Source organism: Bacillus sp. ISL-34 (assembly GCF_018613325.1).
Lineage (GTDB): Bacteria > Bacillota > Bacilli > Bacillales > DSM-1321 > Peribacillus.
This window is the reverse complement of sequence record NZ_JAGGQJ010000003.1, coordinates 123,652-139,878: the sequence shown is the minus strand read 5'-3', so window position 1 is coordinate 139,878 and position 16,227 is coordinate 123,652. Positions and strand designations below refer to the sequence as shown.

Annotated in this window: 16 protein-coding genes; 12 read left to right on the top strand and 4 right to left on the bottom strand. The window is 39.7% G+C overall.

Annotated features, from left to right (window positions below):
* Positions 1-154 precede the first annotated feature (154 nt).
* On the top strand, positions 155-2,749 hold the full coding sequence (gene clpB / locus J7E52_RS03370) for an ATP-dependent chaperone ClpB (protein ID WP_214743696.1): 2,595 nt from the start codon (positions 155-157) through the stop codon (positions 2,747-2,749).
* Between the two features lie 82 nt (positions 2,750-2,831).
* On the opposite strand, the gene J7E52_RS03365 is transcribed toward clpB, so the two are convergent.
* Positions 2,832-3,023: a YjzD family protein gene (locus J7E52_RS03365; protein WP_048686917.1), complete on the bottom strand. Its 192-nt coding sequence runs from the start codon at positions 3,021-3,023 to the stop codon at positions 2,832-2,834.
* Between the two features lie 297 nt (positions 3,024-3,320).
* On the opposite strand from J7E52_RS03365, the gene J7E52_RS03360 reads away from it, so the two are divergent.
* From J7E52_RS03360 to J7E52_RS03350, 3 genes are all read left to right on the top strand, one after another.
* Positions 3,321-4,043 carry an alpha/beta fold hydrolase gene (locus tag J7E52_RS03360; RefSeq protein ID WP_214743695.1) on the top strand — a complete coding sequence of 241 codons (723 nt, stop codon included), beginning with the start codon at positions 3,321-3,323 and terminating at the stop codon, positions 4,041-4,043.
* A 102-nt stretch (positions 4,044-4,145) separates the two neighbouring features.
* The gene (locus tag J7E52_RS03355) at positions 4,146-4,979 is read left to right on the top strand and encodes a Rossmann-fold NAD(P)-binding domain-containing protein (protein WP_214743694.1); all 834 of its coding nucleotides are present in this window, start codon (positions 4,146-4,148) and stop codon (positions 4,977-4,979) included.
* Between the two features lie 219 nt (positions 4,980-5,198).
* Entirely contained in the window at positions 5,199-5,381 is a 183-nt protein-coding gene (locus J7E52_RS03350; RefSeq protein WP_034314525.1) for a ComZ family protein, read from the top strand.
* A 42-nt stretch (positions 5,382-5,423) separates the two neighbouring features.
* On the opposite strand, the gene J7E52_RS03345 is transcribed toward J7E52_RS03350, so the two are convergent.
* The gene (locus tag J7E52_RS03345; protein ID WP_214743693.1) at positions 5,424-5,645 is read right to left on the bottom strand and encodes a hypothetical protein; all 222 of its coding nucleotides are present in this window, start codon (positions 5,643-5,645) and stop codon (positions 5,424-5,426) included.
* Between the two features lie 200 nt (positions 5,646-5,845).
* Here J7E52_RS03345 and J7E52_RS03340 point away from each other — a divergent pair, with 200 nt between their 5' ends.
* The 4 genes from J7E52_RS03340 to J7E52_RS03325 all read left to right on the top strand — a co-directional run bounded on the left by J7E52_RS03340 (position 5,846) and on the right by J7E52_RS03325 (position 9,843).
* Positions 5,846-6,781 carry a beta-ketoacyl-ACP synthase III gene (locus tag J7E52_RS03340; protein ID WP_214743692.1) on the top strand — a complete coding sequence of 312 codons (936 nt, stop codon included), beginning with the start codon at positions 5,846-5,848 and terminating at the stop codon, positions 6,779-6,781.
* A 51-nt stretch (positions 6,782-6,832) separates the two neighbouring features.
* Entirely contained in the window at positions 6,833-8,071 is a 1,239-nt protein-coding gene (gene fabF / locus J7E52_RS03335) for a beta-ketoacyl-ACP synthase II (RefSeq protein ID WP_214743691.1), read from the top strand.
* Positions 8,072-8,148: 77 nt separating this feature from the next.
* The gene (locus J7E52_RS03330; RefSeq protein ID WP_214743690.1) at positions 8,149-8,979 is read left to right on the top strand and encodes a DUF2268 domain-containing putative Zn-dependent protease; all 831 of its coding nucleotides are present in this window, start codon (positions 8,149-8,151) and stop codon (positions 8,977-8,979) included.
* A 108-nt stretch (positions 8,980-9,087) separates the two neighbouring features.
* On the top strand, positions 9,088-9,843 hold the full coding sequence (locus J7E52_RS03325; protein ID WP_034314514.1) for a YjbA family protein: 756 nt from the start codon (positions 9,088-9,090) through the stop codon (positions 9,841-9,843).
* Between the two features lie 33 nt (positions 9,844-9,876).
* On the opposite strand, the gene trpS is transcribed toward J7E52_RS03325, so the two are convergent.
* Entirely contained in the window at positions 9,877-10,863 is a 987-nt protein-coding gene (gene trpS, locus J7E52_RS03320; RefSeq protein WP_214743689.1) for a tryptophan--tRNA ligase, read from the bottom strand.
* Positions 10,864-11,404: 541 nt separating this feature from the next.
* Between trpS and J7E52_RS03315 the strand changes: the two genes are divergently transcribed.
* The gene (locus J7E52_RS03315) at positions 11,405-12,550 is read left to right on the top strand and encodes a putative glycoside hydrolase (protein ID WP_286197420.1); all 1,146 of its coding nucleotides are present in this window, start codon (positions 11,405-11,407) and stop codon (positions 12,548-12,550) included.
* A gap of 51 nt (positions 12,551-12,601) precedes the next feature.
* On the opposite strand, the gene J7E52_RS03310 is transcribed toward J7E52_RS03315, so the two are convergent.
* Positions 12,602-12,790, bottom strand: coding sequence for a hypothetical protein (locus tag J7E52_RS03310; protein ID WP_101224111.1), 189 nt, complete (start codon positions 12,788-12,790; stop codon positions 12,602-12,604).
* A gap of 96 nt (positions 12,791-12,886) precedes the next feature.
* Here J7E52_RS03310 and J7E52_RS03305 point away from each other — a divergent pair, with 96 nt between their 5' ends.
* From J7E52_RS03305 to mecA, 3 genes are all read left to right on the top strand, one after another.
* Positions 12,887-13,468, top strand: a complete 582-nt coding sequence (locus J7E52_RS03305) for a GNAT family N-acetyltransferase (RefSeq protein WP_214743687.1) — start codon at positions 12,887-12,889, stop codon at positions 13,466-13,468.
* 1,194 nt (positions 13,469-14,662) lie between these two features.
* On the top strand, positions 14,663-15,058 hold the full coding sequence (spxA, locus tag J7E52_RS03300; protein ID WP_034314502.1) for a transcriptional regulator SpxA: 396 nt from the start codon (positions 14,663-14,665) through the stop codon (positions 15,056-15,058).
* Positions 15,059-15,548: 490 nt separating this feature from the next.
* Positions 15,549-16,217, top strand: a complete 669-nt coding sequence (gene mecA / locus J7E52_RS03295) for an adaptor protein MecA (RefSeq protein ID WP_214743686.1) — start codon at positions 15,549-15,551, stop codon at positions 16,215-16,217.
* Positions 16,218-16,227: the final 10 nt, after the last annotated feature.

Here is a 16,227-nt window from a genome sequence, read left to right as displayed (position 1 = left end):
AAAGGTTTTTTTCGTTTAACATCCATACCTCCTGCATTTTTTATAACTTTCCTTTACATGGGCTAAATTAGAAGTATAATGAAAATATAAAGGTCAAATTTGGTCAAACCGAGTGGGAATTCGTTCATGATATAGATGAATGGGAGGTTTTAAGATGGATATTAATAAAATGACGGAGAGAACCCAACAGGCGTTCATTGGCGGCCAGGAACTAGCCAAAGATAGAGGGAATCCCGAGCTGACGGAGCTTCATTTATTAAAGACCTTAATGGAACAGGATGAAAGTTTATTAATCAGGATTTTATCGGAATCTGGTAAACCGATGAATCTATTTGATATAGAGTTAAATAAGGAACTGGATCGATTACCGGAAGTGAGCGGGAGTGTTTCCCAGGTTTACATGTCAGCCTCCCTGCAGCAAATTTTGACGGCTGCCGAAAAGGAAATGCAGATGTGGGAGGATGAATACTTATCTGTCGAACATATACTGCTTGCGTCGCTGCAAGTCAATAAAACGAATGTAAATAGGCTTTTTTCATCATATGGTATTGATTATGGTAAAGCAAAACAGGTTATAAACGATATAAGGGGGAATCAGCGAGTGACTAGTCAAAATCCTGAAAGCACTTATGAAGTACTGAAAAAATACGGCAGAGATCTCGTTGCTGAGGTTAAATCGGGAAAGGTCGATCCCGTAATCGGCCGAGATACGGAAATCCGGAACGTCATCCGGATCCTTTCACGTAAAACGAAAAATAATCCTGTTTTAATAGGAGAACCTGGAGTAGGTAAAACAGCCATCGTCGAGGGGTTGGCACAAAGGATCGTCAGGAAGGATGTGCCGGAGGGGTTAAAGGACAAGACCGTTTTTTCACTGGATATGAGTGCGCTTGTCGCTGGCGCCAAATTCCGCGGTGAATTTGAGGAACGCCTAAAAGCGGTGTTGAATGAGATCAAGAAGAGTGACGGTAAAATTCTTTTATTCATTGATGAATTGCACACAATTGTCGGTGCAGGAAGAACGGATGGCGCACTTGATGCCGGAAATATGTTAAAGCCGATGCTTGCACGCGGTGAGCTGCATTGTATCGGTGCAACGACCCTTGATGAATATCGGCAATATATTGAAAAGGATCCGGCACTGGAACGCCGTTTCCAACAGGTTCTGGTTCCTGAACCGGATGTTGAAGATACGATTTCAATTTTGCGGGGATTAAAGGAACGGTTTGAAATTCACCATGGCGTCAGGATACATGATCGGGCAATCGTTGCGGCCTCTGTCCTTTCGAACCGATATATAACGGAGCGATTTTTACCGGATAAAGCGATAGATCTTGTGGATGAAGCATGTGCGATGATCCGAATGGAAATCGACTCAATGCCATCCGAGTTGGATGAAATCACGAGAAAAGTCATGCAACTTGAAATTGAGGAAGCGGCCTTGAAAAATGAGGAGGACCATCAAAGCAGAGTAAGGCTGGAAGTGCTTCAAAAAGAGCTATCAGAACTTCAGGATCAAGCGAATAGCATGAAATCCAAGTGGCAAATGGAGAAATCAGTGCTTCAAAAGGTGCAGGATCAACGTGAAGAGCTTGAGAAACTGCGTCATGAACTGGAACAAGCAGAGAATGACTATGACCTTAATCGGGCAGCTGAACTTCGGCATGGGAGGATTCCGCAGCTTCAAAAAGAATTGGAAGCAATGGAAGACGAATTGGAAAAGGAAAAACAGGAATCACGATTGCTTCGCCAGGAAGTGACGGAGGAGGAAATTGCCTCGATTGTTGCAAGGTGGACGGGGATTCCGGTAAGCAAGCTGGTGGAAAGTGAAAGGGAAAAGCTGCTTCGCCTGTCTGATATCCTGCATGAACGCGTAATCGGTCAAGGAGAAGCGGTGGAACTCGTATCCGATGCTGTTTTAAGAGCAAGGGCTGGAATTAAAGATCCAAACAGGCCAATCGGTTCATTCATTTTTCTTGGACCGACGGGTGTCGGTAAAACCGAATTGGTAAAAGCATTGGCAGAAACGTTATTCGATAGTGAGGAACATATGATCCGAATCGATATGTCGGAATATATGGAGAAACATTCCGTGTCCCGCCTTGTTGGTGCACCTCCTGGATATGTTGGGTTTGAGGAAGGCGGCCAACTTACGGAGGCTGTTAGGAGAAATCCATACTCAGTCATATTATTGGACGAAATAGAAAAGGCGCATCCAGAAGTCTTCAATATTTTGCTGCAAATGCTGGATGATGGAAGGATAACAGACTCCCAAGGAAGAACAATCAACTGTAAAAATACGGTGATCATCATGACTTCCAATATCGGATCCCATTTCTTATTGCAGTCCAACCGGGTGGATGGCGGCATTGAAGAAGAAATAAAAGATCTGGTCTTTAAAGAATTAAGAGGGCATTTCCGTCCGGAATTTTTGAATCGTGTTGATGACATCGTTTTATTCAAACCTCTGACGAAACAAGAAATCGTTGAAATCGTAGATAAAATGGTTCATCAATTACAAGTAAGGTTAACTGAACAAAATATAGTCCTGAACGTCACTGAAGCGGCTAAGGAATTCATTGCGGACCAAGGATATGATCCGGTATATGGGGCAAGGCCGCTGAAGCGATTCATCCAAAAGCATCTGGAAACGAAAATCGCCCGTAAAATCATTGCCGGGACTGTTGAGCTTAAAGAAGGAATAACGATTGATTATGATCATGATCATAATGAATTGGTCGTCATATAAAAACGTTGAAATGTAGTTTACTCGTAAGCAAAGTACGGTATAACAAAAAGGACATCCTAAATAGGATGTCCTCTTTTGCTTCTTAATGTTGATGAGAGTCTTTAGCTGGCCCTGCAGGCATGATAGCCGGGATGATGCAAATCAGGATAGCAGCAGCTAATCCTAAAATAGTTCCCTGCGCAGCATCGTATGAAACTCCGATCATGGAAGAAACAACATATACAGTCATATGCACTAATAAGAATGTCCAAAAAATTGTCCAAGCATAACGCATCGAATTTCACCTCATTCCACTACATTCATTTTTATCTTACCATAATTAATATACAGTTAAAACGTGTTTTTAATAATAACCTTTAAATAATTCAATACATTAAATCATAAGAGAACTTTTTCAGGCAGACTAGTTGGTTTCAAACGGCAAAAGGGAAATCATACGGAAAAAATAAAAACAAAAATCGTCCGTGCTTGGTTAATTTAAGATAAGAAGTTAGGCGTTTCCACTGACCCTTTCTATTTTTCGTCATAAATTAATATAGTAGTAGTAATATTCCTTAAAGGAGTTTGAACGATGGAACAACGAACTTTTCAAATTGATGACCAATGGAATATCATCTATTATCCAGAGCGGCCCAGTGGTTTTTCCGTAATGGTAATTGGAGACCGTAGTCATTTTGTCGAAAAAGACAGCAGCTTTTGGCTGCAGCATCCTGGCAGGCTGCAGATTTTGGAATATTTAAAGGAATACGGATACACGCTATTTTCATCCAATTTTCACGGAGCTAACTGGGGCAGTCCAAAAGCGCTCGAGCTTTCCCTTAACCTATATATTCTTTTCATGAAAAAAGAAATAGTCAATCAAAGGGTTCATATATTGGCAGAGGGGACAGGCGCGCTCCTTGCCTTAAAGTTAATGAATGAACTTGGCAATAAAATACGGTCCGTCGTATTGATCGATCCGGTTTTTTCCCTGAAAGCACAACTGGAGAAAGAAAAGGAAAATAAGTTCTTCTATAAAAAGTGGCTGTCCGAGATCGCTGCTGCATATGAGCTCGATCCGGCAGAATGTGAACAGCATATACTGGACACTGAAGATTCAGTAATCGCAGAGAATATCCCCATGAAAGTGATTCAGGTTTTTGGAAGCTTACGGAAAGAGCAAGCCTCCCTTTATCGGCAAATCCAGCTGGCTAGAAAAGCAGACTTGCAGCTGACGTATATATTGCCCGAAAAACGTTATAAAATCCCCTATCAAATACAGAAGTTTTTCAATGAGAATGAAGAGACTTTATGAGAAGAGATATATTTTTACAATAGTTTGCATACGATACAGCATCTAAAAAAACTAGACGTGCCGGGTGAAGTGGGCTTGATGGCATACGAGGAGGCTGTATTTATGCAAACAAACATTGTCATTGGCACTTATCGATTTGTGGGATTCTATGTGACTCAATATTTTTTGAACCAAGGTGAAGAAGTAATCGGAATCGATTGGGCTGATTCCGAAGCAAATCAATATATTATGGAAGAAAAGGAACTTGAAATAGGCAGGAATTCAAATTATATATACTTTCCGATAAATAAACTTAAATTATTGGATATTTCACAGCAGGACACGGTGTTCATATCTTGTTACGATATTCAAAGCGGGAAAATGGACAAAATCGATTTTGTAATAGGAGAAATCGTGACCTTCATTGAGAAATGCAAAAAAAATGGCAAGAATGAAACGCCAAATTTCGTTCTTTTCATGCCCATTGAAAAAGATGTCAGTATATTTCAGTCCATATTAAGCTCGATTCGTGGAATGGATTCTGCAAAAATCATATATTTACCGACGATTTATGGACCTTGGCAAACGGAAGGCATGAGCTTTGAAGCTGGAATCAATCAGCTTGGACAGTCTGATATCAAAGCGGCAATTGCTGCGGAATATACCGGAGATGCTCTCTACATCACTGATTTTGTTAATGCTTTGGAAGCAGTGCTTACCTCATCTTCAGATAGGGAAATCCAATTGTGCAGCAGTATTGATGATCATTGGAATAAATGTGCCGAGTTAATATTTGGTGAAAGTGTGGGTTCATTCACTTCCCAAACAACAACTAAAATCAATAAAGGAACAATATTTGAAGTGCAATGCAAAATGGAACCAGAAGAAGGCATTGCTTTACAAAGAAAACATAATAAACGATTAAACTTACTTAAAAAGTGGGGAAAGCGTGATTAACGCGAGAGCGATAATTAAATATTAAATCGAAAATTTTTGTTATTTGGAAAGGACAAAACTGTATATTTGCCTCTAATCTATATGTCTTGTACTATAATGGTCAAGGATAGGAATTAACATCAAAAGATATTCATGATTTTATATGTGCGCCCTTTACGAAAGGGTTCTGTGGAATTATGATAATAATGATGAATATTCAAAAGATAGGGGGAAACGCGAATGAGTTCAGATAAAACTCTTGAATTTATGGGAATTGCCATGAAGTACTTCCCAGAGGCTAAAGCGAAGCTTGAAGCAAGCGGGATTCCATTCTCAATGGAGATGGCAGAGCCATTCATGGAGCTCTTTAAAAGCGTAATGCAAGAAGCTTATGAGCTTGGCAAACAAGATGCTCAGCGTTAATTAAAGGCAGGCTGTCCGGTAAAAGGGCAGCCTTGAATTTTGTTATTCTTTTTTCAAGAACTTGGCGATCAATGGGCTCAGATTGATTTTATCAATGGTCGGTTTGTATTGGCTGTATAAGCCCATCAATGTTTCAACGCTCGCCATCAATTGCATGTAATCAACCTTCGCTTCCTCTTGCTCCGGTTCAGTTTTCCTGCCAAACATCAAATTCGAAAAATGATCATCAGGGTTTCTCTCCCTGTTGCGATTGAAGATGTCCACAATGAATTCCTCCTATTCTCCTTTTATTAATAATGTATGTCCCCAATTTCCCCTGGCATGGGCGCTTGTCCGACTTCCGAAAGAGATTTCTTAGCTTTCAAACTGTTAACTCTTGCAAGGAAGTCTTTTTTTATATAAAATTAGTACCAGGTAATAATAGATGATTATAATAACTCATTAAAATATAAGGGGATGGCAAGATGAATGCTGGAATACTAGGGCTTGGCCGCTACTTACCCGACAAAATCGTTACAAATGCGGATTTAGAAAAAATTATGGACACTTCTGACGAGTGGATCCGGACTAGGACGGGTATTGAGGAAAGAAGAATTGCCAAAGATGATATTGATACATCAGATATGGCTTATGAGGCCGCAAAGGCTGCATTGAAAAATGCGGAAATTTCTGCTGAGGAGATAGATTTAATTCTTGTAGCCACTGTTACACCTGATCAGCCGTTTCCTTCTGTCGCTTGCATGATTCAAGAGAAATTGGGCGCGATGAAGGCAGCAGCAATGGATGTAAGTGCTGCATGTGCCGGTTTTATGTATGCAATGATCACGGCACAGCAATTTATTAAGACAGGTGCATATAAGCATGTGTTGATCGTCGGTGTTGAAAAACTTTCGAAAGTAACCAATTGGGAAGACCGCAATACTGCTGTCCTTTTTGGTGACGGAGCTGGTGCAGCTGTACTTGGACCTGTATCTGAAGGCAAAGGGGTCCTTTCCTTTGAATTAGGCGCAGATGGAACTGGCGGGAAGCACTTATTACAGGAAGGAGATTTCATTCATATGAATGGACGTGAAGTATTTAAATTTGCTGTCCGTCAGATGGGGGAATCCAGCCTAGGTGTATTGGACAAAGCTGGTTTAACAAAGGAAGATGTGGATCTGCTTGTCCCGCATCAAGCAAACATACGCATTATGGAAGCCTCAAGGGAACGCTTGGGTCTCCCGCTTGAAAAAATGACAAAAACGGTTCATAAATATGGAAATACTTCTTCAGCATCCATTCCAATGGCTCTTGTGGAAGAAATGGAAGCAGGAAGAATCAAGGACAATGACTTGATCGTCATGGTCGGTTTTGGTGGTGGCCTTACATGGGGAGCGATCGCTCTTAGGTGGGGTAAATAAAAGAAGAAGTAAAACGTAAGAGTTTTAAAAATAGGAAGGAGCCATTATTAAATGACTAATCGTCGTGTAGTTGTAACAGGTATTGGAGCAATCTCTCCAGTTGGTAATGATGCAGAAACTGGATGGAAGAATATTATTGAGGGGAAATCGGGGATAGGGCCTTTAACTCGTTTGAATGCTGAAGAATATCCCGTTAAAGTGGCTGCTGAAATCAAGGATTTTGATATAGAAACATATATAAATCGTAAAGAAGCACGCAAAATGGACCGTTTTACCCATTATGCAATTGCAGCTTCCGTTATGGCATATAATGATAGCAAGCTGGAAATAACCGATGAAAATGCTGCACGTGTCGGGGTCTGGATCGGTTCGGGTATCGGCGGGCTGGAGACACTTGAGACACAGCATGAAAACTTTTTAAACAGAGGGTATAAACGGGTGAGCCCATTTTTCGTACCAATGATGATTCCGGACATGGCAGCTGGCCAGGTTTCTATCTTACTGGGTGCAAAAGGAATCAATTCATGTACGGTAACAGCCTGTGCAACAGGAACTAATTCAATTGGTGATGCGTTTAAAGCCATTCAACGGGGCGATGCCGATGTGATGATCACAGGCGGGGCCGAAGCGCCAATCACAAAAATGTCGGTTGCAGGCTTCTGTGCAAATACGGCTTTATCGACCAACCCTGATCCGCAAACGGCTAGCCGTCCTTTTGATCTTAATCGTGATGGTTTCGTAATTGGCGAAGGAGCTGGAATCATCGTTCTGGAAGATCTTGAACATGCATTGAATAGAGGAGCCAAGATTTATGCTGAAATCGCTGGTTATGGCTCAACTGGAGATGCCTTCCATATTACCGCTCCGGCACCAGGTGGAGAAGGCGGGGCAAGAGCGATGAAAATTGCAATCGAGGATGCAGGTTTGAATCCGGAAGACATCCAATATGTGAATGCCCACGGAACGAGTACGCCTTACAATGACAAATACGAAACGATGGCAGTCAAAGAAGTCTTTGGCGACCATGCTAATAAACTTGCAATAAGTTCCACTAAATCGATGACAGGCCATATGTTAGGGGCAGCTGGCGGTGTGGAAGCGATTTTCACGATTCAGGCAATCAGGGACAGCATTTTGCCTCCAACCATCAATATTGAAACACCAGACCCTGAGTGTGATTTGGACTATGTCCCGAATCAGGCAAGGAAGGGCGAAATAAAAGCAGCCATCAGTAATTCACTTGGATTCGGTGGACATAACGCAACTATTCTTTTCAAGAAATATCAATAAGTTTGAACGAAGAGCAGATCTTTAGGGATCTGCTCTTTTTAAGTTGAAGGGAAAATTGCAAATGGAAGGGATATAAAATGTGTCAACCGCCTTCTTTAAATCATACGATAGTCAATAGAAGCGGAGGTGTATGGGAAATGGGAGTCATTTCAACCAATGAATGGATGAAGAAGGATTTCAACCGCCCGGTCCAGATGATGGAAAGACTTAAAAGTACATTCAACAATACCCTTGATGCGGACATGATTTATCATCATTTATTGAGGCATGGCATGTATTCGCCGAATCAAAAAACAAAAATCACATGGGAAGACTTAAACGAAAATAATGTCTGGGAAAAAACACAAAGCTTGTTTACAGCTTATAAGAAGCTATGGGGAGGGCCTGATGTTCCCATATATATTTTTCCGCTCATGTCTTCAGGGATATGGAATAAAAAAATTGAAACGAAGTCAGGATTGGCATTTAAAGATAAACTATTCCTTTTTTACGGTAAGGGGATAGCCGAAAAGGAAATGGAGGCCCTGTTGATTCATGAATATCATCATGTTTGCCGTCTGCATCATTTGGAGAAGGACCAAAAAGAATTCACTCTCCTGGATACGATGGTCATGGAAGGACTGGCGGAAAGAACGGTCGGAAAATATTTAGGAACAAAATTTTTAGCAAAATGGACTAAGTTATATCAGGAAGATAAACTACGGGAATTTTGGAGCAAGCATTTAGAGGAAAAGCACACGATAAAACGTACAGATCCCCTTCATGATGTACTTCTGCTTGGGTCAAAAGGATATCCATATATGCTGGGATACTGTAGTGGCTATTACCTGGTGAAAAATTCTGAAAAACTCTCTGTGAAAAAATCGTTCATTATTCAATCTGAAGAATTCCTATCAAAAAAGAGTTAATATATACGTTCTTTTTTTCTTAATCTGTTTTCTAGAATAGGAATAAATTGTATGGTTCCTGCCTATACTGATTGACAAACAGAAATTTGTTTAAGTGAGGGATGAATGATGCTATATCTTCATGATGTATGGGTTAACTGGTTTGAAGGAGAAGAAAACGGCTATAATATTTGTCATTTTCATGAATGGAGGAAGGATGACGGGATCGAACTACTAGATCAAGTTCCTTTGTTGAAAGTTTCATCAACATTGTTCCACTACATAGAAAACGACTTGTCAGAATTACCTAAGCCACTGCTGAATGATGTGTATCAAAAAGCATATGCAAGGAAAAATCATGAACGAATTCAGCTCGACTATTGTTTTATCGTGACTGATGGAAATGGGATTTTGGCTGTTGATACAATCGGTTATCATATTCCGATTAGGAAAAGCAGAATAATTCCCCGGCAGGAACAAATTGTTTATGACATGATAGAAAACCATGATGAGATGGATTACACCTTTACTGAAAAACCTACATCTGAGAAAGAATATCATATTTTGTCGCCGTCTCCCTTATTCATGAACGGTTTGACAAGAAAAGAAAGACAGCTTAAGCAATTGCTATTCATGGCCATGGACCAATTATTCACGGCGAAAAATACTGCTGAAATCCGCTATTGGTATACAGAATGGGCTCCTGAGAAATATGAAAGCATTCAGGAAATGGATTTTCAGATAGCTTGGCTCGAATTATATGAAGAAATGAAGGAAGGCTGGTCAGAGAAGCACCTTCAGCTTTGTGAAAACCTTGTGAAGGGGCAGCCATTTTTTGAAAAGCTCTGGCAAGTGGAGGCTGGCGATAGCCCATCAATATTATGAAAAAAAGACGATCCGTTGAGGATCGTCTTTTTTTTATCTCTTTCTGCCAAGTCCCATGCCATTATACATTTTTCTGATCATTTTATTGGCTTCAATGTTCGCCTTTTCTGCACCGCGGTCCAAGATTTCATCCAATTCAGGCGAATCGATCAATTCATTATAGCGTTCCTGAATTGGCAGGATTTCTCCAAGAACCACCTCAGCCAAATCACTTTTAAAGTCACCATAACCTTTGCCCTCATACATCTCTTCAATTTCTGAATAGGATTTTCCACTGAAGATGGAGTATATGGACATAAGGTTGGAAACACCCGCTTTGTTTTCCTTATCGTAACGAACAATTCCTTCCGAATCGGTAACTGCGCTCTTGATGTTTTTTTCGATTTGCTTCGGATCATCCAATAAGGCAATCGTTGCCTTTTTATTAGGATCGGATTTGCTCATTTTCTTGGTTGGTTCCTGAAGGGACATGATACGTGCCCCTTCTGTAGGGAGGCTGATTTCCGGGATTTTAAATATATCATTATGCTTTTTATTGAACCGTTCAGCCAAATCGCGCGTCAATTCAAGATGCTGTCTTTGATCCTCCCCGACAGGAACCACATCTGTACTATAAAGGAGAATATCGGCAGCCATCAACGGCGGGTAAGTAAGCAGAGCTGCGGATACCCCTTCTTTGCCAGCGGATTTGTCTTTAAATTGCGTCATTCTCTCAAGTTCCCCAATATAGGATATACTTTGTAAAATCCAGCCTGCCTGGGCATGCGCTGGTACTTCTGATTGAATGAAGATGGTATTCTTTTCGGGATCCAGGCCAATGGCCAAATATAAAGCGGCCAATGTTTTAATGTTTTTCCTTAACTTAATGCGATCCTGTGGAACTGTAATTGCATGCTGGTCAACAATACAAAAGAAACATTCATATTCATTTTGTAAGTTAACGAATTGTTTCATTGCTCCGATGTAATTTCCTAAAGTAACGGAACCGGATGGCTGAATGCCGGAGAAAATCCTTTTCAACTGCTAGTCACTCCTCTAAATGCGTTTATTGATAAATGGATATTCGCTCTTCATTATTGTAAGGATAAATAGAAAATGAATCCACTTTCTTTGAAAGAAATGTGCATATTCCTGTGATGGGGAAACGCTCATTTAAATCTTGTGGAGGGCCGTTTTGTCCTGTATCGATGCCATTTTTGAGAATACGAAATGTCCACTATACTGTATTTTAGCATTTATTCATATTAAATGTATAATCGAAACGGCAAACAAGCCAATAGAACGGATTTTCCGCTCCTTTTTTTTATATGGAAGAAATGAAGGGTTCAAGGAAAATCAAACCGTTTAACATATTCCACAATGAGCAGACCTTTTTAGGGAAGGATACTTTTAAGGCTGAATCTTTGTATAGCAGTTTTTTTAATTATTTATCATATATAGGAGTAAAGTTAATTGTTTGTGGTATTAAAGAAAGGGGTTTATTATATTTGTTGAATATTGATGACTGATGGCGAATGAGGTGGAGAAAATGAAACCAATGTGTAAATGGTTGATGACAGGCATGTGCATATTCCTGATTCAACAGCCAGTTCATGCGCAAGGCATGAACGAAACCAGGCAGGTAGCATTAGAAAATAAAGAACTGCCTGTGAGCGTACCGCGATTTGTTTTTGATTCGGGGTTGAAATTCGACTATCCGGATGCTGTGCGCGGAATATATGTGACAGGGCCTGCAGCGGGTGGGACTAAATTGAATGAACTTATTAAATATGTAGATGAAACCGATTTGAATGCGATGGTCATTGACATTAAGGATGACAGGGGGAACGTTACGTTTAAAACCGAAGATCCCGATTCCCCATATGCTGGCATTGGTAAAGACTATATAAAAAATCCAAGGGCAATGCTGAAGAAATTTGAGGATAAGCAGATTTATCCGATTGCAAGGGTGGTCGTCTTTAAAGACTCCCTTTTGGCCAAAGAGAAGCCTGAATTATCCTTTTTAGATGGCGAAAAGGTATGGAAGAATGGCCGGGGGGAAGCCTTCGTTAACCCATTCTTAAAAGAGGTATGGGATTATAATGTCGGTATTGCCATTGAAGCTGCAAAAATGGGTTTTAAAGAAATTCAATTTGACTATGTCCGTTTTCCCGAAGGATTCGAAAATAAAGAAGATGATTTGAAATATGATGTCGGTGAATATGATGAAGCGAAAGTGAGTCATACAGCCAAAAGGGTTCAGGCAGTGACAGATTTCGTAAGTTATGCGAGGAAACAACTGGAGCCATATGATGTGGAAGTGTCAGTGGATATTTTTGGATATGCAGCTACATTGCCTGAAGCTCCGGGAATTGGGCAAAACTTCACAAAAATCTCTGAGAATGTCGATGTAATTTCCTCGATGATTTATCCGAGTCACTGGACATCATATTTTGGCATCGATAAGCCTGATTTGGAGCCTTATAATCTCGTTAAGGAATATGCGAAATTGGAGAACGGGAAGCTGAAGGAACTAAAAACACCACCTACCTCAAGACCTTGGCTACAAGATTTTACTGCCTCATATTTAGGAGAGGGGAATTACCAAAGGTATGGTAAGGAGGAAGTGGAAGCCCAAATAAAAGCATTGAATGATAATGGTATTGATGAATACTTATTATGGAATGCAGCAAATCGATATACAAAGGGAGTAGACTATACCCCATGAAAAAAAGGATGACCTTGGAAGATTCTTCCGGTCATCCAATTTATCTCTGAATTACCGCTTTTTATTCCCGCCAACTTTACTCCACCCTGACTGAATTCGTTTCGATTGATCGAAAATATGAGAGTGACGTTTCCCGCCAAACCATTTTTCGCCGATGCCATTCGTCACAACGCCATTCACAGCTGTAATGCCAATAACGCAAGCAGCGACTAAAAAAAAGTCCAAAAAGTAACTGATCATCTAAACCCTCCTAATATTTTCAAGCTATTCAAGTTCCATTGTAGTGGATAAGAAAAAATCTGGAAAGTATAAACTAGCAAATGAGGAGATTAAATTATGAATTGGTATGATAAGCTGAACCAGTATTTCCCTATTGAAGAAATGAAGTCCAAAGAACATATAGAAGTTCTTTTAGAAGATAAGCAGGAAATATATAAAAAGGATGAAGGTCCCGACCATGTTTTATTGTATGTGGAAGGGGAAGAGTTTATATTCGTTGATTACCTTTTTGTATCAAAGAATTCAAGGGGGCAGGGACTAGGTAGGAAATTGATTCAAAAATTACAAAAAAAGCAGAAAACCATCTTGCTTGAAGTGGAACCAGTACAAGATAATGATGACGATACATTTAAAAGGCTGAAATTTTATAAAAGGGAAGGATTCAAGCATGCCTCTTCGATTTCCTACAGCAGAAAATCCCTTGCCACCAAGGAGAATACGCCTATGGAAATCTTATATTGGCCGGCAAATCCATCTGTTGAAGAAGAAGACGTATTTGATTTCATGAAAGAGATTTATTCTGAAATCCATACTTACAAAGATGATGACCTTTATGGGAAAACTTATCAAGATGTAGAGGATGTACTAAGCTTGAATGCAGGTCAGGAAACGGATATTTTTAAGGAAGTGCAAATTTAAGAAAAAGGGCCGGTCGTTTCACCGGCCCTTTTTAGTTTGTCGAAAAAAGTGCAGTGCAGGTCGAATAAATTCGCGGACGATCGAAAAAAGTGCGGAGTAGGTCGAATAAATTCGGACGGTCGAAAAAGGTGCGGCGCAGGTCGAATAAATTCGCGGACGGTCGAAAAAGTGCGGCGCAGGTCGAATAAATTCGCGGACGGTCGAAAAAAGTGCGGCGCAGGTCAAATAAATTCGCGAACGGTCGAAAAAAAGTACGGTGCAGGACGAAAAACTGCGTGGACGGCTGAAAAAACAGCTCCGTATGTCGGAAAAAGCACAGTAAGGGCTGAAAAAAGTGCTCCAGCAGAAAACAACTGGAACGTTCTTTAAAGAAAATTGAGGCAAACTATCTTTTCTTAAAATTTGTCCATAAAAGGAGGCTCGAAATGGTTTCAGCCCGAACCATGATTTTATTAGAAGACTTGGTTATCCTTTATGATATTTACTGTTCTATGAAACCCTCAATAGATTGAAGAAATTTGCGACACTTCTGCCGAAAACCTGGCTTGCCGATACTCCGGAGGCGCTTGCTTTGATGAGGCTCGGAAGACAGTCGGCGGAAAGGGAGCGGATTTCTGAAATCAACTGGATCGTTTTTTTCGACTGCAGGCAAACTTTCTTTTCTTATTGTGCATTTTTTGCAGGAAAATGAATATCTATAACTTCTTGGATGGTAGATTACTCACTTATCGCTGATTCTTTCGAATTACTTTTTTTACTTTTGGTAAAATATGTGCTAAAAGAATGGTTTTTAATGTAAAAGGAGGAATTTGCTTTTTATTAAAGAAAATATATTAACATGACCTTGTTTATTGACAAAGATTGGGGGTAAATAAAAGTAACGAGTTAATTAAAAAATCATGAGGGCCGAATTGAGAGTTAACTGAGAATGGTAGGTAGGTATTTTCAATTAGAAAAAGCGGTTTTAATGTATTACATAAAAAACAGAAAAAGCTATAGTACAGGCTAAACTAGAAGTTTATAAGGATTTTTCCAAATATCAAAAAGGGTATTCATTTTAAATAATTTAGTGTATAATAAAGAAAATGAAATACTTATTTAAAATCATTTCAAATTAGAGTGGTACTTATGAATACTAATAGTAGATTTCCCCTCATAGATCACCGATTCTATATTTAGGGAGTGTGAGTAAACATGGTAACATTATATACATCACCTAGTTGTACTTCATGCAGGAAAGCAAAAGCATGGTTAGAGGAACATGAGATTGGATATAAAGAAAGAAACATTTTTTCAGAACCGTTAACGATTGATGAGATTAAAGAAATTCTTCGAATGACTGAAGATGGAACCGATGAAATCATTTCAACACGGTCAAAAACTTTCCAAAAGTTAAACGTAAATTTAGAGAGCCTGCCTCTTCAAGAATTATATAAATTGATCAAGGAAAATCCAGGTCTGTTGAGACGTCCGATTATCCTTGACGAGAAACGGCTTCAAGTTGGTTATAACGAAGATGAGATAAGACGCTTTTTACCACGTAAAGTTCGTACCTTCCAGTTACGGGAAGCACAACGCATGGTCAACTAATAAGGTCTTTCAAGCTCTGCCAGGAAATGTGCAGGGCTTTTTCTTTATACATAACGATATTCCGCTGTTTTTTTAACTAATGACGGGGAACATAAGAGTATTCATAGGCGGGAGCAGACGTTTCGGATTTACAGCAGGTCCCTTGAACCGTCATCATTTAAAGAAAAAATGTGAATGCAGCCCATCATGCCGTGTATATAATAAGGCATTGACGGCAGTAAGATTAAAATTGAAGAAAGCATTGTGATAGTTGCATGCGGATGAATTTTTTTATAGAATGAATGGAATATTAGGCAAACAATTGTTTTTTAGATATGTAATGTTTTTTATTTCCCTTCTTCAAGGTTTTGTCATAAAATGATGTAAAATAGTCTGTTTTAATGGCTATCATGATTTACAGTATTCACTTACGGGTAAAGAGCTTTTAAGAGCAATTTTCGCTTGGGGGTTATTATCCCTTCAAAATGAGAAAGGAAGGGAGAGGGGAATCATGGAAATCGAACGCATTAATGACGATACAGTAAAATTTTATATTTCCTATATAGATATTGAGGAAAGAGGCTTTGATCGCGAAGAAATTTGGTACAGCCGCGAGCGAAGTGAGGAACTTTTTTGGGAAATGATGGATGAAGTGCATCAAGAAGAAGAATTCATGATTGAAGGACCTTTATGGATTCAAGTTCAAGCCCTTGAAAAAGGCTTGGAAGTTTTGGTCACAAAAGCCCAGCTTGCCAAGGATGGTCAGAAACTCGAGCTGCCTCTTTCAGATGAAAAGTTAAGGGATTTGAATGTATCAGACAAGATGGATACGCTTCTTGATCAACATTTTCATGATAAAGATGAAGAAAGCGGTATGACATTCGAAGATGGTATGATTGAGTTCATCACGACTTTCGAGGATTTTGAAGATGTCATTTCATTAAGCAAGCGTCATGGCTTGGATGACTGGACGACTAAACTTTATGTTTATCAGAATAAATATTATCTTTACATCGAATTTTCCGAGGCGGAGATTGATGAGGAAGAAATCGATAATGTTCTAAGTCTTTTATTGGAATATAGTCAGGAGTCACCTATAACGGTGCACATGCTTGAAGAGTACGGGAAGATAGTTATCGAAAATGATGTATTCACAACGGTCGATAAATATTTCGCATAGACTGTTGAGG